This window comes from Mycolicibacter nonchromogenicus (assembly GCF_002101775.1).
Taxonomy (GTDB): Bacteria; Actinomycetota; Actinomycetes; order Mycobacteriales; family Mycobacteriaceae; genus Mycobacterium; species Mycobacterium nonchromogenicum.
On record NZ_LQPI01000022.1, the window covers coordinates 79,172 to 99,138 of the forward strand.

Genomic DNA, 19,967 nt, shown 5'->3' on the forward strand with positions numbered 1-19,967 from the left:
CGACGTGGCCGCCGGCGGGCCGCGGTAGGCTGACGCGCGCTTTTGCCGGTTTGCTGTGGCTGTGTTTCCCACGGCGTATCGTTGATAGCTGGTTCCCGGCCGCCGCTGGCGCGTGGGAACGCGCCGAGAAGGACAACTCAAGACGAGGAGCTCGCCGTGGCCACCGGGCTACCTTCCCAGACACAGGTGATCGAGCTGCTCGATGCTGAGTTCACCCGCGCCGGATTCGAGATCGAAGACGTCATCGTCGACGATCAGGCCCCACAGCCGCGGATCACCGTGATCGCCGACGGCGACACCCCACTGGATCTGGACACTGCCGCGGCGCTGGCGCGCTCGGCATCCGAACTGCTCGACACCTTGGAATTCGACAGCCAATACGTGCTGGAGGTCAGCTCACCCGGCGTGGGCCGACCGCTGACCACCGCGAAGCATTTCCGGCGTGCGCACGGTCGCAAGGTTGAGCTGACCCTGACCGACGGATCGGCTCTGACCGGTCGCGTGGGCGTGGTCGATGACGACGACGTGCTGGCGCTGGTGGTGCGTGCCGGGCGGGACTGGAACCGTCGCCGTCTGCCGCTGAGCGAGATCAGCCGAGCGGTGGTACAAGTCGAATTCTCGCCGCCGAACGAACGTGAACTGCAGTTGGCGGGTATACCGTCCCCGGACGCGACGACGGAGGGCGGAGCATGAACCGCGCCGGCGACGAGGCGGGACGTAGCGACAGAAAGGAGTGGCGCCAATGAACATCGACATGGCCGCGCTGCACGCGATCGAGGCGGACAAGGGCATCTCGGTTGACGTGGTCGTGGACACGATCAAATCGGCGTTGCTCACCGCATACCGCCACACCGAGGGGCATCAGGCCGATGCGGTGATCGACGTCGACCGCAAGACCGGCGTGGTGCGGGTGCTGGCCCGTGAGACCGACGAGAACGGCAACGTGATCAGCGAGTACGACGACACCCCCGAGGGTTTCGGGCGTATCGCGGCGACCACGGCCCGCCAGGTGATCCTGCAGCGACTGCGGGACGCCGAAAACGAGAAGGCCTACGGCGAGTTCTCCGCACGCGAGGGCGACATCGTCGCCGGAGTCGTCCAGCGCGATGCCCGCGAGAATGCCCGCGGTGTCGTCGTGGTGCGGCTGGGCACCGAGGCCAAGGGGTTCGACGGCGTCATCCGCCCCGCAGAGCAGGCGCCCGGTGAGGCCTACGAGCACGGTGACCGGCTGCGCTGCTACGTGATCGGCGTGACAAGGGGTCTGCGCGAACCGCGCATCGAGCTGTCGCGTACGCACCCGAACCTGGTGCGCAAGCTGTTCGCCCTGGAGGTGCCCGAGATCGCCGACGGGTCGGTCGAGATCGTCGCGGTCGCCCGTGAGGCCGGCCATCGATCCAAGATCGCGGTGGCCTCGCAGGTTCCCGGGCTCAACGCCAAGGGCGCCTGCATCGGCCCGATGGGCCAGCGGGTGCGCAACGTGATGAGCGAGCTGGCCGGCGAGAAGATCGACATCATCGACTACGACGAAGACCCCGCGCGCTTCGTGGGCAACGCACTGTCGCCCGCCAAGGTGATGTCGGTGACCGTGATCGACCAGGCGGCTCGCGCCGCTCGAGTGGTGGTCCCAGACTTCCAGCTGTCCCTGGCCATCGGCAAGGAAGGCCAGAACGCCCGGCTGGCGGCTCGGCTGACCGGCTGGCGCATCGATATCCGCAGTGACGTCCCCGAGCCCGGTGCCAATGGCGCCGAGCGCACGGCCGGTCAAGGCGTGGCGCACGAAGCCTGAGGGGAACGCGGCCACGAGCACTGAACGCCGACCCGACCAGCGCGCCGGTGGCCGCCCCGCGGGCTTCGTATTCGGTTGGTTCGGGTGATCGCCGTTGTATGGGTAGACTGAGCCGTGATCCAGCGCGAGACTTCGACAACCGCCTCGCGGTCGCACCGTTCCCCAGATGGACCGGTGCGCACGTGTGTCGGATGCCGGAACCGTGCGTTGACCATCGAATTGCTTCGGGTGGTCGCGGTGTCAACTGAGAACGGCCACGGTGCTGTGATCATTGACCACGCGGGCAACCAACCGGGGCGGGGTGCGTGGTTGCACCCCGCAACGGAGTGCCTGCACGCGGCGATTCGGAAACGGGCATTCGTGCGCGCGCTGCGGATCAGCGGTTCTCCGGATGTATCCGGGGTGGAGGAGTACTTCGAAGGATTCGAAGATCGGCTCGCCGCCCCGGTCAACAGAACAGGTAGCGAAGAACATGAGCACACCGTGAAGTCCCGATGACCATGCGTCATAGCTAAACCCGAGGCGCGGCCCACCACCGCTGTCGCCTCATAGACAGGAGATGTAGTGGCAAAGGCCCGCGTACACGAGTTGGCCAAGGAACTCGGTGTCACAAGCAAGGAAGTCCTCGCTCGCCTGAGCGAACAGGGCGAATTCGTCAAATCGGCGTCCTCAACCGTGGAAGCCCCCGTAGCGCGGCGGCTGCGCGAGTCCTTCGGTGGCGGCAAGCCCGCCCCGAAGGCCGAAGCGCCCGCGGCCCCGGCACCCGCCAAGGCCACTCCGGCCACTCCGGCCCCGACGGCGACTCCGGGACCGGCGAAGCCGGCACCGGCTGCTGCGGCTGACGCCGCTGCCAAGCCGGCCGCTCCCGCCGCCCCCAAGCCCGCGGCTCCAGCGGCGTCTGCCGCTCCGGCCGCGCCCGCCGCCGAGGCCCCGGCCCCGGCACCGGCAGCTGCGGCGCCCTCCCCGGCGGCTCCGCCCGCTCCCGGCCCGCGACCGGCAACACCGGGCCCCAAGCCCGGCGCCCGCACCCCGCGCGTCGGCAACAACCCGTTCTCCTCGGCGCAGCCCGTTGAGCGCGCCATCCCGCGTCCGCACCCGCAGGCCCCCCGGCCGGGCGGAGCGCCCCGGCCCGGCATGCCGCGGCCCGGCGGCGGCGCGACACCGGGCAACATGCCCGGACGCAGCAGCAACTTCGGTGCGCAGGGCCGTCCGCCGCGTCCCGGCGGTCCGCCTCGCCCCGGCGGTGGCGGCCGTCCAGGCGCTCCAGGCGGTCGTCCGGGCGGTCCCGGTGGCGGTCCGGGCGGTAACTACCGCGGCGGCGGGGCCGGTGGTCCCGGTGGCGGAGGTGCCCCCGCAGGCGCCGGCGCCGGAGGTTTCCGGGGTCGTCCCGGCGGCGGCGGCGGTCGTCCCGGCCAGCGCGGTGGCGCGGCCGGCGCGTTCGGCCGGCCCGGCGGTGCACCCAAGCGGGGACGCAAGTCGAAGCGGGCGAAACGCGCCGAGTACGAGAACATGCAGGCGCCGGTCGTCGGTGGTGTGCGGTTGCCGCACGGCAACGGCGAGACCATCCGGCTGGCTCGCGGCGCATCGCTGAGCGATTTCGCAGAGAAGATCGACGCGAACCCGGCTGCCCTGGTGCAGGCGCTGTTCAACCTCGGCGAGATGGTCACCGCCACCCAGTCGGTGGGTGACGAGACGCTGGAGCTGCTCGGCAGCGAGATGAACTTCGTGGTGCAGGTCGTCTCGCCCGAAGACGAGGACCGCGAGCTGCTGGAGTCCTTCGATCTGACCTACGGCGAGGACGAGGGCGGCGAAGAGGATCTGCAGAGCCGGCCGCCGGTGGTCACCGTCATGGGTCACGTCGACCACGGCAAGACCCGACTGCTGGACACCATCCGCAAGGCCAACGTCCGCGAGGGCGAGGCCGGTGGCATCACCCAGCACATCGGCGCCTACCAGGTGTCGGTCGACTTCGAGGGCACCGAGCGCCTGATCACGTTCATCGACACCCCGGGTCACGAGGCGTTCACCGCCATGCGTGCCCGTGGCGCCAAGGCCACCGACATCGCGATCCTGGTGGTGGCCGCCGACGACGGTGTGATGCCGCAGACGGTGGAGGCGATCAACCATGCGCAGGCGGCTGATGTGCCGATCGTGGTGGCGGTCAACAAGATCGACAAGGAGGGCGCCGACCCGGCCAAGATCCGGGGGCAGCTCACCGAGTACGGACTTGTTGCCGAGGACTTCGGCGGCGACACCATGTTCGTCGACATCTCCGCCAAGCAGGGCACCAACATCGCGGCTCTGGAAGAGGCGGTGCTGCTGACCGCCGACGCTGCTCTGGACCTGCGGGCCAACCCCGACATGGAGGCTCAGGGTGTGGCGATCGAGGCTCACCTGGACCGTGGTCGCGGTCCGGTGGCCACCGTGCTGATCCAGCGCGGCACGCTGCGCGTCGGCGACTCGATCGTGGCCGGCGATGCCTACGGCCGGGTGCGGCGCATGGTCGACGAGCACGGCGAAGACGTCGAAGAGGCGTTGCCGTCGCGTCCCGTCCAGGTCATCGGGTTCACCTCGGTGCCGGGCGCCGGCGACAACCTGCTGGTGGTCGACGAGGACCGTATCGCTCGCCAGATCGCCGACAAGCGCAGCGCGCGCAAGCGCAATGCGCTGGCGGCGCGCTCTCGCAAGCGGATCTCGCTGGAGGACCTGGACTCGGCGCTGAAGGAAACCAGCCAGCTGAACCTGATCCTCAAGGGCGACAACGCCGGTACCGTCGAGGCGCTGGAAGAGGCCCTGATGGGTATCCAGGTCGACGACGAGGTGCAGCTGCGCGTCATCGACCGCGGTGTCGGTGGCATCACCGAGACCAACGTCAACCTGGCGTCGGCGTCGGACGCGATCATCATCGGGTTCAACGTGCGTGCGGAGGGCAAGGCCACCGAGCTGGCCAACCGCGAGGGTGTGGAGATCCGGTACTACTCGGTCATCTACCAGGCCATCGAAGAGATCGAGAGCGCGCTCAAGGGCATGCTCAAGCCGATCTACGAGGAGAAGGAGCTGGGTCGCGCGGAGATTCGCGCCATCTTCCGGTCCTCCAAGGTCGGCAACATCGCCGGCTGCTTGGTCACCTCGGGTCTCATCCGCCGCAATGCCAAGGCACGGCTGCTGCGTGACAACGTGGTCGTCGCCGAGAACGTCACGGTCTCTTCGCTGCGCCGGGAGAAGGACGATGTCACCGAGGTCCGCGACGGCTACGAGTGTGGTCTGACGCTGACCTACAGCGACATCAAGGAAGGCGACGTCATCGAGACCTACGAGCTCGTCGAGAAGGCGCGGACCTAGTCGTGGCTGACCCGGCACGCGCACGCCGGCTGGCCAAGCGGATCTCCACGATCGTCGCCTCGGCGATCGAGTACGAGATCAAGGATCCGCGGCTGGCCGGCGTGACGATCACCGACGCGAAGGTGACCGCTGACCTGCACGACGCGACCCTGTACTACACGGTGCTGGGGCGCTCCCTGGACGAGGACCCCGACTACGGCGGCGCCGCCGCCGCGCTGGAGGGGGCCAAGGGGGTGCTGCGGTCGAAGGTCGGTGCCGGCACCGGCGTGCGATTCACCCCAACCCTGACGTTCGTCCGCGACACCGTGCCCGACGCCGCCCACCGGATGTCGGAATTGCTGGCCGCAGCCCAAGCTGCCGACGCCGACCTGGCCCGGATACGCGAGGGCAAGCAACCGGTCGGCGACCCCAACCCGTATCGCGAGGCACCCGGACACGCGGGCGCCGACGACAGCGGTGACGGTGAGCAGCCGGGCGACTGACCCGCTGCCCACGGGCCGGCGGGTCGACGCCGCCGGGGCCGTGGAACTGCTGGGCGGCGCGAGCACGCTGGCGGTGATCTGTCATGTCCACCCCGACGCCGACACCATCGGCGCGGGTCTGGCACTGGCGTCGGTCCTGCGACGGCGTGGCAAGGCGGTCGAAGTCAGTTTCGCCCGGCCGGCGGTGTTGCCGCAGTCATTGCAGTCATTGCCCGGCGCCGACCTGCTGGTCGATCCCGACGTGATGCGTCGCGACGTCGATCTGGTGGTGAGCGTCGACGTCTCGAGCGCGGACCGGCTCGGGGAGCTGGGGCAGTTGGTCGCCGGCCGCGAACTGCTGGTGATCGACCATCACGCGTCGAATCAGCTGTTCGGCACCGCCAATTTCGTTGATGCGTCGGCGGATTCGACCACGATGATGGTGGCAGAACTGATCGACGCCTGGGGTGAGCCGATCGATGCCGAGGTGGCGCACTGTCTTTATGCGGGGCTGGCCACCGACACCGGCTCGTTCCGGTGGGCAAGTCCCCGCGCGCACCGGTTGGCGGCGCGACTCGTGGACGCCGGGGTCGACAACGCAACGGTCAGCCGGACCGTGATGGACACCCACCCGTTCGGCTGGCTGACGATGCTGTCGCGGGTGCTGGCGGGCGCGCGACTGCTGCCGGACGCGGCGGGCGGGCGTGGACTGGTCTATGCGGTGGTCAACCATGCCGAATGGACCGCGGCGCGGCCGGAGGAGGTGGAGAGCATCGTCGACATCGTGCGCACCACCGACCAGGCGGAGGTGGCGGCGGTGTTCAAGGAGACCGCGCCGGGATATTGGGCGGTGTCGATGCGCGCCAAGTCGGCGGTGGACCTGAGCGCCGTGGCCGTGGCTTTCGGCGGCGGCGGACATCGGCTGGCCGCCGGATACAGTGGCACCGGTACGGCAGAGGACCTGGTTGCCGCGCTGGTCGCCGGCCTTGGCTGAGCCGGTCGCCGGCGGGACAGCATCCCCCGCAAGCGGCAAGTACCCCCAGATCGCGGCGCTGGCCCTGCCGGCGCTGGTGGTGCTGGCCGCCGAACCGCTGTATCTGTTGTTCGACACCGCCGTCGTCGGACGACTCGGCGCCCTGGGCCTGGCCGGTCTGGCGATCGGCGGGATGATTCTGAATCTGGTCGCTTCGCAGGCCACCTTCCTGTCCTACGGTACGACGGCGCGCTCGGCGCGGCATTTCGGTGCCGGTGATCGCTGCGCGGCGGTCGCCGAGGGTGTGCAGGCCACCTGGTTGGCCCTTGGCCTCGGCGTACTGATCGTGTTGGTGGTTCAGGCCGTGGCGGAGCCGCTGGTTTCGGCCGTGGCCGGGCGAGACGGCATCGCGCGAGTCGCCTTGCCGTGGCTGCGGATCGCCATCCTGGGCGCTCCGGCAATTCTGGTGTCGCTGGCGGGCAACGGATGGCTGCGCGGGGTCCAGGACACGGCGCGGCCGCCGCGTTATGTGGTTGCGGGATTCGCGCTTTCGGCACTGTTGTGCCCGCTGCTGGTGTTCGGTGCGCTGGGTATGCCGCGTCTGGGCCTGGCCGGGTCGGCGGTGGCCAACTGTGTGGGCCAGTGGCTTGCCGCGCTGCTGTTTCTGCGTGCCCTGCATTCGGAGCAGGTGTCGTTCAGGCTCGACGGTGCGGTGCTGCGCGCGCAACTGGTCATGGGCCGCGATCTCATCGCCCGCTCGCTGGCGTTTCAGGCCAGCTTCGTCTCGGCCGCCGCGGTCGCGGCGCGATTCGGGGCCGCGGCGTTGGCCGCGCACCAGATCGTGTTGCAGCTGTTCAACTTCCTGGCGTTGGTGCTTGATTCGCTGGCGATCGCCGCGCAGGCGCTGGTGGGTGCGGCGCTGGGCGCATCCGACGTCCGACACGCCAAGGTGGTGGCCGGCCGGGTCACGGTGTTCTCCGTGGCCGCTGCCGCCCTGCTGGCAGCCGGACTGGGACTCGGTGCGCGCCTGCTGCCGGGCCTGTTCACCAACGATGCTGCGGTGCTGGCCGCGGTCGGGGTGCCGTGGTGGTTTCTGGTGGCGCAGTTGCCCGTTGCCGGAATCGTTTTCGCCCTCGACGGGGTGTTGCTGGGCGCCGGTGACACGGCGTTCATGCGCAACGCCACGTTGATCAGCGCGCTGGTCGGCTTCCTGCCGCTGGTGTGGTTGTCGTTGGCCTTCGGCTGGGGGCTCACCGGAATTTGGTCGGGGCTGACACTTTTTCTGGTGCTGCGATTGCTGTTGGTCGGATGGCGGACGCTGTCTGGGCGCTGGGTGCGGGCCGGACGACCGTAGGATCGGCTGGTGTGAGCGGTCAGCGAGAGCGGATGCTGCGCGGGGAACCCTATCGGCCTGACGACCCGGACTTGGTGGCCGGCCGACGGGATTGCCAGAAACTGGTGGCGGCGTTCAACGCGACCGGGCCCGACGACACCGACGCCCGCTGCGAACTGCTGGGGGAACTGCTCGGATCGTTCGGGGCCAATTCAGAGATTCTGCCCCGATTCTGTTGCGACTACGGGAAATACATCAACATTGGTGCCCATTGTTTCGTCAACTACGACGCGGTCTTTCTGGACTGTGCGCCCATCACCGTCGGGGACCACGTGTCGATCGGCCCCCGTGCCCAGCTGCTGACGGCGCTGCACCCGGTGGATGACATCGACGCGCGGCGGTCCGGCTGGGAATCGGCCGCGCCGATCACACTGGGCGACAACGTATGGCTGGCAGCGGGTGTGATCGTGTGCCCCGGCGTGTCGATCGGGGCCGACACGGTTGTGGGGGCCGGCAGCGTGGTGACCCGGAACCTGCCGGCCGGCGTACTCGCGGCCGGAAATCCATGCCGGGTGCTTCGGCGGATCGGCTAGCCCAAGAGACCTGCGCCGCCCACGCCGGCATTGAGCAGGCGAGCGCCGATGACGAAGGTGGTGACGAAGATCAACCAGCCCCATGCCGGCCAGACCACCATGCGGCTGCGTCGGCGTGCGCTGAGGCTCATGCCCACGCACGCGGTGAGCAGGGCAGCGCCCATACCGCCCCACGCCACCAGGTAGGCCGCGTAGATCAGGTTGTCGTTGCAACTTTGCGCGCCCGAGCACCCGTCGGTCGCCATACCGGCGACCATCGAAAAGAGCAGACCCAGCCCGCAGGCCCCCAGCAGCAGCACCGCGAGCAGCGACGCGGCGATGACATCCCCGGGCCGCCGGCGCGGCGGCGGCCCGGGGCTATAGGGCCATGGGGGAGAAGGCGGGTAGTTCTGTGTCACTTCACCTGGGCGCGTCCGCGTTCCAGTACTGCCGCCCGGTTGGCGGCGACGTCGGCGCCGCTCACGGTGTTCAACCACTGCTTGGCCGCCATCGCCTCGATCCAAAGTCCGGTGGCGGTCTGCGACTCGTCGATGCGGTGATAGGAGGCCAGCAGCGCACGTACCGCGGCCTGATTGTTGCCGACGATCGTGGCCGCTGTGCGGCGCGCGGCGGGCAGCAGCTCAGCGTGGGGCACCACTTCGGTCACCAGCCCGGCCCGCAGCGCGTCGGCCGCCGACAGGTAGTCGCCGGTCAGACTCATCCGGCGGGCCAGGCCCACGCCGACCTTCTGGGGGAGCCGGACACTGAGGCCCCAGGACGGCAGCAACCCGACGCGGGCATGGGTGTCGGCGAACCGGGCCTGCTCGGAGGCGATCAGGACGTCGCAGTACAGCGCCAACTCGAGCCCGCCGGTGACTGCTGCGCCGTTGATGGCGCCGATCACGGGTTTGGTCATCGGGGGCCACTGCGGGGAAATGTCTGGTATGCCGGTGGATTCGCCGAACTCCTTGAGGTCCAACCCGGCGCAGAACACCGGATCGGCGCCGGTCAGGATCACCACGTCCACGTCGTCGTCGGCGTCAGCATCGGCCAGTGCGCTGAAGATGGCATCACGTAACGCGCCGGACAGCGCGTTGCGGGCCTGCGGGCGGTTGAGGGTCAGGGTGCGGATTCGGTCCTGTGTCTGGACCAGCAGAATGTCATCGCTCACCGGTTCACCGTAGCCCCGACTACCCTGAACGGAATGCACGGTATGGCGTTGAAGGAGTGGAGCGCTGTCATTGCCGCGCTGCTGGCCGGCCGGCAACGAATTCTGCTGCGCAAAGGTGGCATTCACGAGAAGCGGTTCGCCGTCAGCGCAGATGAGTTCCTGCTGTTCCCGACCGCGGTGCACAGCCACGCCGAGCGGGTCCGTCCACAACACCGCGACCTGCTCGCGCCGGCGGCCGCCGATTCCACCGCTGATCAGGTGCTGGTTCGGGCCGCAGCCAAAGTCCTTGCCGCGCTGCCCGTCGAGCGGCCCGAGGCGCTGGATGACATCGCGGACCTGCACATCTGGACCACTGAATCGGTGCGCGCCGATCGGCTGGATTTCCGGCCCAAACACCGGCTGACAGCGCTGGTGATCCAGGTGTTCCCACTGTCGACGCCGGTGCGGCTGCCCCGCAGCCCCGACTACGCCGGCTGTGCCAGCTGGGTGCAGCTACCGATCGCCGACCCCGAACTGGGCGCCCCGGTATTCACCGACGACGATCTCGAGGCGGTGACCGCCCGGGTCCGCGACACCGTCGGCTGAGCGGCCCGCCGGCTCAGATCTGCGCGTGATTGGGCGGCCGAACAGCGGCGAGTTCCCAAGCTCCGATGTGGTGGTACTTCCAATCGACCGGATCATGCACGCTGTGGGTGCGCGCGTTGCGCCAGTGCCGGTCCAATCCGTGCTTGAGGTCGGTTCCGCTGGCCCCGGTCAACGCGAACAGCTCGTTGGTCACGTCCACGGCCACGTCGCTGGCGAACGCCTTGGCCTGGGCGACCGCGATCGACCCGTGTGCGGCGGTGTCGGGACCGGCCGGGACCAGGCCCAACTCATCGAGGACGTCAGCTGCCCAGCGCAGCAGCTGCACGGCGGCACGGGTGCGGGTTGCCAACCGGCCGAACCGCAACCGGATGTTGGGATCCTCCGCGGCGGTCGGTGCACGTTCGGCCCGGTACGCCTCGAAGAACGGCCGGCTGCGGGTGCGGACGAACTCTCCGGCATCGGCGAGGGCTCCCTGGGCGATCCCGGCTTCGATGGCGGCGTGCACCAGCTGCGCGCGCGCCCCGAGCAGCTGCGGCCCGTCGAACGCCGTCCCGTACGGCACGACGAAGCCCGCATCGACGCGTACCCCGTCGAATGTTGTTGTGCCGCTGACGGTGGAACGCTGTCCCATCGCCGCCCAGTCCTCGTCGATGCTGACCCCTGCCCGGTCACGCTCGACCAGGGCGAGTACCAGCCGGCCGTCGGGATCGAGCGCGCTGGCGGCCAGCCAGCGCGCGGTGATGGCGCCGGTGCTGTAGTACTTGACGCCCTCCAGGCGCCAGCCCGGTCCGTCGGCGACCAGACGGGTCTTGAGGTCCAGGGCGTGGGTGCCGCCGCGCTCGGCGAGCACCGGCGCGATGCGGCCGCCCTCGGTCACCGCGCCCAGCAGCGTCGCGCGCTGGTCGGCGGTACCCAGCAGACGCAGGATGTCGATCGCCAGGTAGTGGCCCTGCGGGATCTGCGCCAGTGCCGAATCCGCGGCGGCGATCGTCGTGATCACCTCGGCCAGCGTCACCGGCCCCAGACCCGACCCGCCGTCGGCGACGGGGACCGTGATCGCCGGCAGGCCCGATCGGTCGAACTCGGCGAGCTCGGCGTGCGGAACGCGCCCTGCACGATCCCGGTCGGCCGCGCCGGGGCGTACCGCGTCGGCGAAGGACTTTGCGGCCGCGACGGCTTCGGCGTGACTGTCAAGTCGCACCGCGGTGCCTGCCGTCACGGCAGTGCCGGCTCAGGGACGGGCGCCAGCCCGGCGTGTGCTTCCAGTTCGCGCACCAGGGGCAGCACGTTACGGCCGAATGCCTCGACCTCTTCCTGGAAGTGCAGGAACCCGGCCAGGATCAGGTTCACGCCCAGCTTCCGGTAGGCGACGATGCGCTCGGCGACCTGTTCGGCGGTGCCGATCAACTGGGTGCGGAAGCCGTCGTTGTACTGCACCAAGTCTTCGAAGGTGGAGTTCGCCCACATGCCCCGCCGGTCTGCGGTCGAGGCGCCGGCCTGGCGCACCGCAGCGCCGAACCCCTCAACCGCGGGAACATCGGCCTTGGCGATGATCTCGCGCAGCACCTCTTTGGCCTCCGCTTCGGTGTCGCGCACGATGACGAAGCCGTTGAGGCCGAAGCGGGGCGGCTCGGCGCGACCGGCATCGGCCGCGACCCGGCGCAGGTCGGCCAACTGCGCGGTGACCCCGTCGAAGTCGTTGCCGTTGGAGAAGTACCAGTCCGAATAGCGTCCGCCGTTGTTGCGCGCCGCCGTGGAGTTACCACCCTGGAAGATCTCCGGGTGGGGTCGCCCCTCCCAGGAGAGCGGCTTGGGCTGCAGATTGAAGTCCCGGATGCGGTAGAAGTCACCGGCCAGCTCGGCGTGATCGTTGGTCCAGATCTCCCGCAGCGCCTGGATGAATTCCGCACTGCGCCGGTAGCGTTCGTCGTGCTCGAGCCACGGTTCGCCGAGCTTGGTGAACTCGTCCTTGAGCCAGCCGCTGACGATGTTGACCGCCACCCGCCCGTTGGACAGATGGTCCGCGGTCGCCAGCCATTTCGCCAGCACTCCCGGCTGCCACATGCCCGGGTGCACCGCGGCGATCACCTTGAGCCGCTGCGTGGCCAGCAGCAGGGCCAGACTGAAACTGGTTGACTCGTGCTGGTATTCGGCGCTGTAGCTCGCCGTGTATCGGACCTGAGTCAGGGCGTACTCAAAGCCGGCTTCCTCGGCGATCCGGGCCAGGGCCACGTTGTAGTCGTAGCTCCAGTCGGTGCGTTGCTCAATCGTTGAGGTGACCAGTCCACCGCTGACGTTGGGAACCCAGTAGGCGAAACTCAGCGGCGTGGGGGCATTGGTCGGCATTGCCTTGTCTTCCTTACGTTGTCAGTGAGGTAACGGGGTGGTCGAGCAGTCCCCGCTCGGCCAGAATCGGCACCACACCCTCGCCGAACGAGAACGCCTCTTCCAGGTGCGGATAGCCGGACAGGACGAATTCGTCCAATCCCAGCTGGTAGTACTCCTCGATGCGGTCGGCGACCTCCTCGTGGCTGCCCACCAGCGCGGTTCCGGCGCCGCCACGGACCAGACCGACACCGGCCCAAAGGTTCGGTGACACCTCGAGTTGGTCGGTGCGACCGCCGTGCAGCGCGGTCATCCGTCGCTGGCCCTCCGACCCGGACTTCTGTTGGATCTGCTGGGCCCGCTGGATCTGCTCGGGGCTGAGTCCGGCCAGCAGCTTGTCGGCTTGGGCCCACGCCTCTTCCGCGGTGGGTCGGCTGATCACATGCAGCCGGATGCCGAACCGCAGCTCACCGGAGGCCACTCGGGCCGAACCCAGGTCCTTGACCCGCCGGCGCACCGCGTCGAGCTTCTCGGCGACCTGGGCAGGTGGTTCGCCCCAGGTCAGGTAGACATCGGAGTGCTTGGCCGCCACATCGATAGCCGCGGCCGAGGACCCGCCGAGATAGATCTCCGGCCAGGTCTCGGCGGGCACGATGGTCGCATCCTCGACGAAGAGGTGATCGCCGTGGAACGTGACCGGATCCCCAGTCCACAGCTGCCGGAAGATCGTGAGGAAATCGGCGGCGCGGGCGTAGCGCGCGTCCTTGTCCAAGTCGTCGCCGAAGCGCCGCTGCTCAGCGTCGTCGCCGCCGGTGACGACGTTGAGCAGTAGCCGGCCTCCCGACACCCGCTGGAAGGTCGCGGCCGCCTGGGCTACCAGCGTCGGCGCCTGCAGACCCGGACGGAAGGCCACCAGGAACTTGAACCGCTTGGTGAGTTGGCTCAGCGCGGCGGTGAACACCCACGCGTCCTCGCACCAGCTGCTGGTCGGGGTCAGCGCCCCGGTGAACCCCAACTGCTCCGCCGCCCCCGCGACCAGACGCAGGTAGTCCAGGTCCGGGGCGCGGTCGGCGCCATAGGGATTCACGCGGCTGCCTGCGGCACCGACGGCGTTCCCCAGACTCAGGTCGCTGCGGGAGTCGCCGTTGGTGGGCAGGAACCAGTGCAGTGTGATAGCCATCAGCGGTAGAGCGAGAACTCGGGGTGCCGGTGGTTGAGCACCCAGTCACCGACCTCGCGCGCCTTGTATGCGACCGGGTCGTGCAGGGTGTGCGTACGCAGGTTGCGCCAGTGCCGGTCGAAACCGTAGGCACTGGTGGTGGCGCGGGCGCCCTGGATCTCGAACAGCCGGCTGGCGGCCTGCAGGCCGACCTCGGTGGACAGGTACTTCGCTTCGTACACGGCGATCGCGGCCTCGGCGCGCTGGTCCTCGGTCAGTGCGGGACCGATGTTGACGGCCTCTTGCAGTGCGTCACCGGCGCGGTCGGCCAACAGTGCTGCGGCGCGAATCTGACTGACCAACTGCCCGACGGTCTGCAGGATGTAGGGATCGTCGGTGGCGCGCTCGACGCCCGAGGACTCCCACGGGGTGGCCTTCTCCCGGGTCCACTCCAGCGCCTCGGTGAGGGCGCCCTCGACGGTGCCGACGTAGAAGTTGACGAACGCCAGCTGCCAGTGCGGGGTGATCAGGGTCTGGTACGGAGTGAGGGTGCCACCGATGAACGGCTCCTCACCGAGTACCTCATGGTGCTCGATGCGGGCATCGACGACGCGGACACCGCCGGAGTCCGTCAGACGTTGACCGATGTTGTCCCAGTCGTCGAGGAAGGTGAAGCCCTGTCGTCCGCCGCGGGCGTCCAGCGACAGGAAGACCTGTGATCCGTCCAGCAGTGCGGTGACAGAGAGCTGGTCGCCGGTGCTGGCGCCGCTGGCGAAGGTCCGGCTGCCGTTGAGCCGGAAGCCGTCACCGTCGCGCGTCAAGACCAATCCGGAACTGCCGCGCGGATTTTGGATGCCGCCCCAGAACAACTTCTCGGCGGCGTTGCGGCGTGACTGCGCGTCCGCCTGGGCGGGGGTGCCGAACAGCTGGGCGACGCGGGTCTGGGCGTAGTGGTAGCCGAGCAGGTGGGCGATCGAGGTGTCGCCTCGGGCGATCCGCCGGGTGACCAGAGAGGCCTGGGCGAAGTTCAGCCCGGATCCGCCGTATTCGACCGGCTCCTGGATCTGAAGCAGGTCGTTGGCGCGCAGCAGTTCGATCTCGGCGCGCGGGGTCGCGTTCGCCTTGTCGCGCTCGGCCGCGGTCTGGCGCAGCTCCTCTGCAACCCGGTCGGCGGTGGCGAGCACGTGAGCGAGGGTCTGGCCGCTGGCGGCCGGCCGCTCGGTGACGACGGTCATGGGGGACTCCTAGGAGAGACGTAAGTGGCACACCGGATGTCTGGCGCTGTCACGGATACAACGCGGCTGGCTCGTCGGCGGACAACACGGTCGGAATTAGGACGCACCGGCCCAACCGGTCGCTGAGCAGTGCCGATGGCTCCGGTCCCGTTAAAAAAGCACGTTGATCGGAAATATCCGCCTGGTAGGGCACCCGAACCGGCCCGCCGGAGGTGCGCTCCGCGACGGGCGGCCGGGCGGTGGGAGGGCAAGCCCGGGATGAAAACTAACGAGGGCATTAATTTTGGATCGCCGTGGAGCTAATTGTTATCAAACGCTTAGCCGCTGTTCACAGCTTTGTGACCTGTGTTGACTCCTGCGAAGCCTGTTGCATGCCAGTGGGGGACTGACATTTCATTCCTTCCTGAATCACCGTCTGACGCACGGCGATGTTGCGCGTCTTGATCTGTGGCCGGTCCCCAGCGTCCCCAAAGAGGAAGAGTTAATGAGGGTTTCGATTAGTCGTGATGACTTGTCCAGGGTGGTCCATCGGTGGCGGACGCGCACCGACTGCAGCGCGCGGTCGCCGCGCCGGGCGGTGGCGGCCGTGGTGGCGATGGTCCTGGCTGCCGGTTCGTTCACCCTGGTGGACGACCCGGTGGCCAATGCCGACGACATCAAATATGAGGCGTTCTACACACCGCCGGCACCGCTGCCGGACGGGAAGCCGGGAGATCTGATCCGGACCGAACCGCTGCGGCTGGTGCTGGAGCCGTCGGGTCAGCTGGGCGCCTTCGTCGGAACCGGCACGCGAATCATGTACCGCAGCACGGATGCTCAGGCGCAGCCGGTCGCGGTCACCGGGGCCTACATCGAGCCCGATGTGCCTTGGCCGGGTAACGGTCCGCGTCCCCTGATCGCCTACGCGACCGGTCCGTACGGGGTCGGTGAGCAGTGCGCCCCGTCGCGACTGCTCGACCAGGGCATCCACTTTTCCCAGGGCTTCGACCTGACCTTCAACTACGAAGAGGGCTTCATCGCCACGCTGTTGGCGCGCGGCTTCGCCATCGTGGTGACCGATGGGGTCGGGATGGGCACGCATGGCCCGCACTCGCCCCAGTTCCTGAATCGAGTTGCTGCCGGAACGGCGCTGCTCGACGCGGCGCGTGCAGCCCAGAAGCTGCCCGGCACGTCGCTGGATCCGCACGGTCCGGTTGCCTTCTGGGGCTGGGCATCCGGCGGGCAGGCGTCGTTGTCGGCCGCCGAGCTGGCACCGACCTACGCGCCGGAGCTCAACATCGTGGGCACGTACGCCAACGCGCCGCTGACCAACGTGGTCGAGGCGATCCCGTCCGTCGACGGCAACTTCCTAGCCGTGCTCGCCGGCTACCTGTTGCGCGGCATTCAGGCGTCCTATCCCGAGACCGAACAAGCCATCTGGGATGTGCTGACCCCTCGCGGAGCCCAGATGCTGGACTGGAGCGGGCACACCTGCCTGGTGCAGGGCGGCGTCGACTACGCCTTCCGCCACCTGGAGTTCTGGTTCAAGGAAGACCTGAACGCCATCGCCTCCTCCGAGCCCATCAAGACGATCTTCGCCTCGCAGCGGGTCGGCAACATCAAGCCGAAGGGGCCGGTGTACATCTCGCACAACCGCTGGGACCCGTTGGCGCCGTACAGCGCTGCCCATGACACGGCCCGCGACTGGTGCACGCAGGGTGCCGATGTCGAACTGTGGACCAATGAGCAGCCGCCGCTGTTCAACAAGATGGACATCAACATCCTGTTGCCGCAGTTCGTCGATGGCGAGCGCAGTATGGCCTGGGTCAGCGATCGCTTCAACGGGTTGCCGACCCACTCGAACTGCAGCGCGATCCTGGCTGAGTGACGGATCGGCACAGTTTGGACCCTGGGGTCGCGGTGGCTGCTAGCGCCGCGACCTCAGGGTCCGAATGATCTGTGCCGACAGTTCCGGGTCGGAGAGCAGCTGGTCGATCAGTGCGGTCATCACTTCCTGACCGGTGATACGCGCACATCCGACCCGGTCGGCGGCTTCCCGCTGCCACAGGTCGAGACCGCGATGCTGGGCCGGCGACAGATCAACGGTGCGCCGGGTCCGGGTCTGACGAAGCGGGATCGGCTCAGTCGGCTTCATGCCGGGCTCGCGCGCCGGCGCCCAGCCATTGGACGCGAAACCGCGGTTGTCGAGGGGATCGCTGGCAGCTCTCATCGTGTCGACCTTCGGTTGCGGTGGAACCTCACCCTGGTGTTCCTGCCAGAGTAGCCCGTCAACCTTGGGGTTCGAACCCGACAATCGATCGCCCCTCGGTGGCTCAGTGCGCCTTTGCGCTGGTGACAGCGGCGAGGAGGCGCGTGGTGAACGTGTGCCCGATCGGGTCGTCGCCGAGCCCGAGGTAGAACTCGGCATTGCCCTGATCAGCGGTTGCGCCTGACCACCGCGCCGCGAGGCTGATGCCGGAGTCGATTGTCCCGACGACGTCCGTGCGCACGGTGATCGTCTCGAGTCGTGCCGATCGCACATGGATTCCCCGCCGTTCGCCGGTCACGGCGATCACCAGGTGGTGCGGGGTCAGCAGTGCCAGGGTGCGGTGCTCGCGGTCCGGGTCGCCGGTGCCGGTGATGGTGGCGATGAGTCCGTTGCGGTGGCGCCGCACGCTGTGGGTTTCGCAGGCCGCCGTGACTTTCGCGAGTACGTCGCCGAGCTGGTGCTGTTCGGCATGGGCCTCGATCGCGGCGAGCAGCGTGGTGTCGAGGCGGTCGGGGGGCACCGCCGCGCTATGGCGCTCGTATAGCTGCTTCACGTCCCGCATAGTCGCACGCTCGGGTGCTGCGTGGAACGCGCTGGGTGGGTGCAGGCACGCGGACCCGGCGGACACTAATTATCCGAGCTATTGTTTATGCAAGATTAAAGAAATGTTAGACCGGATCGATCGATCATGATTGCATTAAATACGGAAATCCGTGAATCAGTGAATCAGTAGATCAGTAGATGGCCTGTGACCTGGGAAAATGATGGTCTAACTTGCTTCCATCCGCGGGCCGCTGTCGAAACTCTGGGAGTCCGAAAAATTGTTGATTCGACAGTTGTTGAGCGGCCTTGCCGGTGCTAGCCTTCGAAATATCAAGATAATTTCGGGAATCTTGACGAGGGAGGAAATCATGTTGATTTCACGGAATTCGTGCCGACGTATGGCCGCCGGAGCGCTCGGTGCCGGCACAGTGGCGGGCGCACTGCTGGTCGGTGCCGCCGGACCGGCTCAGGCCGCCCCGGAGCAGGCCTTGACACCACCGCCTGCGGCGGTCCAGATGGCCGGCACGCGGGCCGACCTCCCCGTCGCGTTCGGGGACCGTGCCGACACGGTGTTCGCCGCGACGTGGCACACGGCGCCCATGCCGCAGACCACGTGGGCCCAGCATCGCCACTGGTGGCATCACCATCACCACTTCTGGCACCGCTGGTGGTGGTGGTGGTGATCGAGATGTCGGCTAAGCCGCGGCGGGACCGTGGCACAGCTGGCACCGGGCTGGCACTGCTGGCCGCACTCGGCGTCGGGGCAACCCTCGCCGGGTGCGGTTCGAGTGCCGAAGTGACTCCGGCGGGATCGGCCGCGCCCTCCTCGCCCGCCGCCGAACAGGCCCAGCCGGTCGCGCAGCCAAGCTACGACATCTCTCGGGTCGGTGCGGTCGTCGATGACTTTCCGGCGGACTTCACCGCGCAGGCGCACCCGGCAAAGACCTTGGGGCAGTCCGACATCGACGGGTCTGCGGTAGCCGCGTTCACCAACGCCGTGGTCGATCCGCCGCAGTGCCGGTCGGTGGTCATCCCGCCGTATGTCGACCCGAAGGTCGGAACCGAAGCTGCCGGAGTGATCGGGCAGGGCGACCAGGGCAACATGTATGTCGTCGCGCTGCGATCACCGGAGCCCATCGCTCCCGCGCCCGATCCGGCCGGCTGCGACCGGGTCTCGCTGTCCGGTTCGCCGGAGGCCAGCGGCTCGGTGGAGCGCGTGGCGGCGCCCGCCATCGCCGGCGTCACCACAACCGGGGTGAAGCTGAGTGTCGCCGACCCGGAGGCCGATCCCGACTATCTGTACACGGCGGCGCTCGACGACCGAACGTCGGTGGTCGTCATGGGCAGCGCGGCTGAGGAGTTGGATCCGCAGCGGCTGATGTCAGACCTGCTGGTGAAGTCCGTCTCAGCGATTCAGGGGCAGCAGCAGCCGTGAGCCGGCCGAGTGGGCCGACATTGCAGTAGTGCACTACTGAGTCCGCCGCACCGTGCGCGACTGAGGATGTTCTTTGCTGGCCAAGCATCCGGACATCGTCAGTCGCGCACGGTGCGCGGACACAGATAGGGAGCTCAATGCAATGACTGCTGCAACCCGTACCCGGGCTACCTCGACAGCAATCGCCGGAATCGCCGTGGTGTGCGCCGGTCTGATCGTCGTCACGCCCGTACCGAGACCTGATCCCGTACCGAGACCTGATATCGAACGTGCCACGGTCGCGCTGACCGCCACCGCGGACCTCTTGGACCTGGCGAGCTTGACCGACGTCGCAGCCGACTACCCCGGGGGGCTGCTCGGCCTCGACGAGGTCCCCGGGGAACTCGCCGACGGTCTGCCCGGTGGCGCAGCGGAGACCACCACTTTCTGGCAGTATTTGTGGCAGCAAACGATGGGCTCGTGGTACGGCGCTTTCGTCCGGTTGCTCCCAGGCGAATGGCAACTTTTCGGCGGTTTTTTTGTGGCTGTGTTGTTTTCTCCAGTCGGGTTGTTATACGACTGGGCGACGGGGTTAATCGGTCAGGCATGGGAGGCAATCGCCGCAACATTCGGGTTCGATCCCTATCCCGGTTTTCCCGCTGCTGCCGCCCTGCGTGTCAGGGTGAGTTGAGTCCAGTGGTTCATAGCAACCCGCTTGCAGGGCGAGATACGGATCAACTCGGAGATGACGATTTCCAGCCCGGCTGTGGCCGGGGAGAATGCGTACATGGATTCAACACGTCCACGTGGTGGTGGCCCG

The 19,967-nt window shown here is 68.2% G+C and carries 21 protein-coding genes; 13 read left to right on the forward strand and 8 right to left on the reverse strand.

The features are described from left to right. Positions 1-156 precede the first annotated feature (156 nt). The 8 genes from rimP (at position 157) to AWC18_RS02330 (ending at position 8,488) form a co-directional block, all read left to right on the forward strand. Positions 157-693 carry a ribosome maturation factor RimP gene (gene rimP / locus AWC18_RS02295; RefSeq protein ID WP_085137386.1) on the forward strand — a complete coding sequence of 179 codons (537 nt, stop codon included), beginning with the start codon at positions 157-159 and terminating at the stop codon, positions 691-693. Positions 694-742: 49 nt separating this feature from the next. Further along, positions 743-1,786, forward strand: coding sequence for a transcription termination factor NusA (gene nusA, locus AWC18_RS02300; RefSeq protein ID WP_085137389.1), 1,044 nt, complete (start codon positions 743-745; stop codon positions 1,784-1,786). A gap of 237 nt (positions 1,787-2,023) precedes the next feature. After that, positions 2,024-2,284, forward strand: coding sequence for a YlxR family protein (locus AWC18_RS02305; protein WP_234784539.1), 261 nt, complete (start codon positions 2,024-2,026; stop codon positions 2,282-2,284). Between the two features lie 66 nt (positions 2,285-2,350). After that, a complete protein-coding gene (infB, locus tag AWC18_RS02310) occupies positions 2,351-5,128 on the forward strand; it encodes a translation initiation factor IF-2 (RefSeq protein WP_064999162.1) in 2,778 nt (925 codons plus the stop codon). Positions 5,129-5,130: 2 nt separating this feature from the next. Further along, positions 5,131-5,610, forward strand: a complete 480-nt coding sequence (gene rbfA / locus AWC18_RS02315) for a 30S ribosome-binding factor RbfA (protein ID WP_064999161.1) — start codon at positions 5,131-5,133, stop codon at positions 5,608-5,610. Beyond that, positions 5,591-6,583 carry a DHH family phosphoesterase gene (locus AWC18_RS02320; RefSeq protein ID WP_420093296.1) on the forward strand — a complete coding sequence of 331 codons (993 nt, stop codon included), beginning with the start codon at positions 5,591-5,593 and terminating at the stop codon, positions 6,581-6,583. Before rbfA ends, AWC18_RS02320 begins: the two co-directional genes overlap by 20 nt. After that, positions 6,576-7,916 (forward strand): MATE family efflux transporter, encoded by a 1,341-nt coding sequence (locus AWC18_RS02325; protein ID WP_064999168.1) that lies wholly within the window; start codon positions 6,576-6,578, stop codon positions 7,914-7,916. The genes AWC18_RS02320 and AWC18_RS02325 overlap by 8 nt, the downstream gene beginning before the upstream one ends. Positions 7,917-7,948: 32 nt before the next feature. After that, complete coding sequence (locus tag AWC18_RS02330) at positions 7,949-8,488, forward strand: sugar O-acetyltransferase (protein WP_064999159.1); 540 nt, start codon at positions 7,949-7,951, stop codon at positions 8,486-8,488. Here AWC18_RS02330 and AWC18_RS02335 read toward each other — a convergent pair. Continuing rightward, positions 8,485-8,886 carry a hypothetical protein gene (locus AWC18_RS02335; RefSeq protein ID WP_131810683.1) on the reverse strand — a complete coding sequence of 134 codons (402 nt, stop codon included), beginning with the start codon at positions 8,884-8,886 and terminating at the stop codon, positions 8,485-8,487. The genes AWC18_RS02330 and AWC18_RS02335 overlap by 4 nt on opposite strands. Further along, positions 8,883-9,638, reverse strand: coding sequence for an enoyl-CoA hydratase (locus tag AWC18_RS02340; RefSeq protein ID WP_064999157.1), 756 nt, complete (start codon positions 9,636-9,638; stop codon positions 8,883-8,885). The genes AWC18_RS02335 and AWC18_RS02340 overlap by 4 nt, the downstream gene beginning before the upstream one ends. Before the next feature lie 33 nt (positions 9,639-9,671). Between AWC18_RS02340 and AWC18_RS02345 the strand changes: the two genes are divergently transcribed. Continuing rightward, positions 9,672-10,223, forward strand: a complete 552-nt coding sequence (locus AWC18_RS02345) for a DUF1802 family protein (protein ID WP_085137395.1) — start codon at positions 9,672-9,674, stop codon at positions 10,221-10,223. A 13-nt stretch (positions 10,224-10,236) separates the two neighbouring features. Here AWC18_RS02345 and AWC18_RS02350 read toward each other — a convergent pair whose 3' ends face one another. Genes AWC18_RS02350 through AWC18_RS02365 form a run of 4 tightly spaced genes read right to left on the reverse strand, consistent with a single transcriptional unit; the run spans position 10,237 to position 14,942 of the window. Beyond that, the gene (locus AWC18_RS02350) at positions 10,237-11,442 is read right to left on the reverse strand and encodes an acyl-CoA dehydrogenase family protein (protein ID WP_085137397.1); all 1,206 of its coding nucleotides are present in this window, start codon (positions 11,440-11,442) and stop codon (positions 10,237-10,239) included. Continuing rightward, entirely contained in the window at positions 11,439-12,569 is a 1,131-nt protein-coding gene (sfnG, locus tag AWC18_RS02355) for a dimethylsulfone monooxygenase SfnG (RefSeq protein WP_064999154.1), read from the reverse strand. The genes AWC18_RS02350 and sfnG overlap by 4 nt, the downstream gene beginning before the upstream one ends. A gap of 13 nt (positions 12,570-12,582) precedes the next feature. Beyond that, positions 12,583-13,728, reverse strand: a complete 1,146-nt coding sequence (locus tag AWC18_RS02360; RefSeq protein ID WP_085137399.1) for an LLM class flavin-dependent oxidoreductase — start codon at positions 13,726-13,728, stop codon at positions 12,583-12,585. Beyond that, entirely contained in the window at positions 13,728-14,942 is a 1,215-nt protein-coding gene (locus AWC18_RS02365) for an acyl-CoA dehydrogenase family protein (RefSeq protein WP_064998669.1), read from the reverse strand. Before AWC18_RS02365 ends, AWC18_RS02360 begins: the two co-directional genes overlap by 1 nt. Before the next feature lie 595 nt (positions 14,943-15,537). Between AWC18_RS02365 and AWC18_RS02370 the strand changes: the two genes are divergently transcribed. Continuing rightward, positions 15,538-16,809: a lipase family protein gene (locus tag AWC18_RS02370; protein ID WP_085137418.1), complete on the forward strand. Its 1,272-nt coding sequence runs from the start codon at positions 15,538-15,540 to the stop codon at positions 16,807-16,809. 39 nt (positions 16,810-16,848) lie between these two features. On the opposite strand, the gene AWC18_RS02375 is transcribed toward AWC18_RS02370, so the two are convergent. After that, positions 16,849-17,151, reverse strand: coding sequence for a hypothetical protein (locus AWC18_RS02375; protein ID WP_085137402.1), 303 nt, complete (start codon positions 17,149-17,151; stop codon positions 16,849-16,851). A gap of 103 nt (positions 17,152-17,254) precedes the next feature. Then, positions 17,255-17,743, reverse strand: coding sequence for a hypothetical protein (locus AWC18_RS02380; RefSeq protein WP_131810669.1), 489 nt, complete (start codon positions 17,741-17,743; stop codon positions 17,255-17,257). Between the two features lie 358 nt (positions 17,744-18,101). Between AWC18_RS02380 and AWC18_RS02385 the strand changes: the two genes are divergently transcribed. From AWC18_RS02385 to AWC18_RS02395, 3 genes are all read left to right on the forward strand, one after another. After that, positions 18,102-18,416 (forward strand): hypothetical protein, encoded by a 315-nt coding sequence (locus tag AWC18_RS02385; RefSeq protein WP_133054967.1) that lies wholly within the window; start codon positions 18,102-18,104, stop codon positions 18,414-18,416. Further along, complete coding sequence (locus tag AWC18_RS02390) at positions 18,368-19,168, forward strand: DUF5642 family protein (protein ID WP_234784510.1); 801 nt, start codon at positions 18,368-18,370, stop codon at positions 19,166-19,168. The genes AWC18_RS02385 and AWC18_RS02390 overlap by 49 nt, the downstream gene beginning before the upstream one ends. 142 nt (positions 19,169-19,310) lie before the next feature. Then, complete coding sequence (locus AWC18_RS02395; RefSeq protein ID WP_133054968.1) at positions 19,311-19,838, forward strand: hypothetical protein; 528 nt, start codon at positions 19,311-19,313, stop codon at positions 19,836-19,838. Positions 19,839-19,967: the final 129 nt, after the last annotated feature.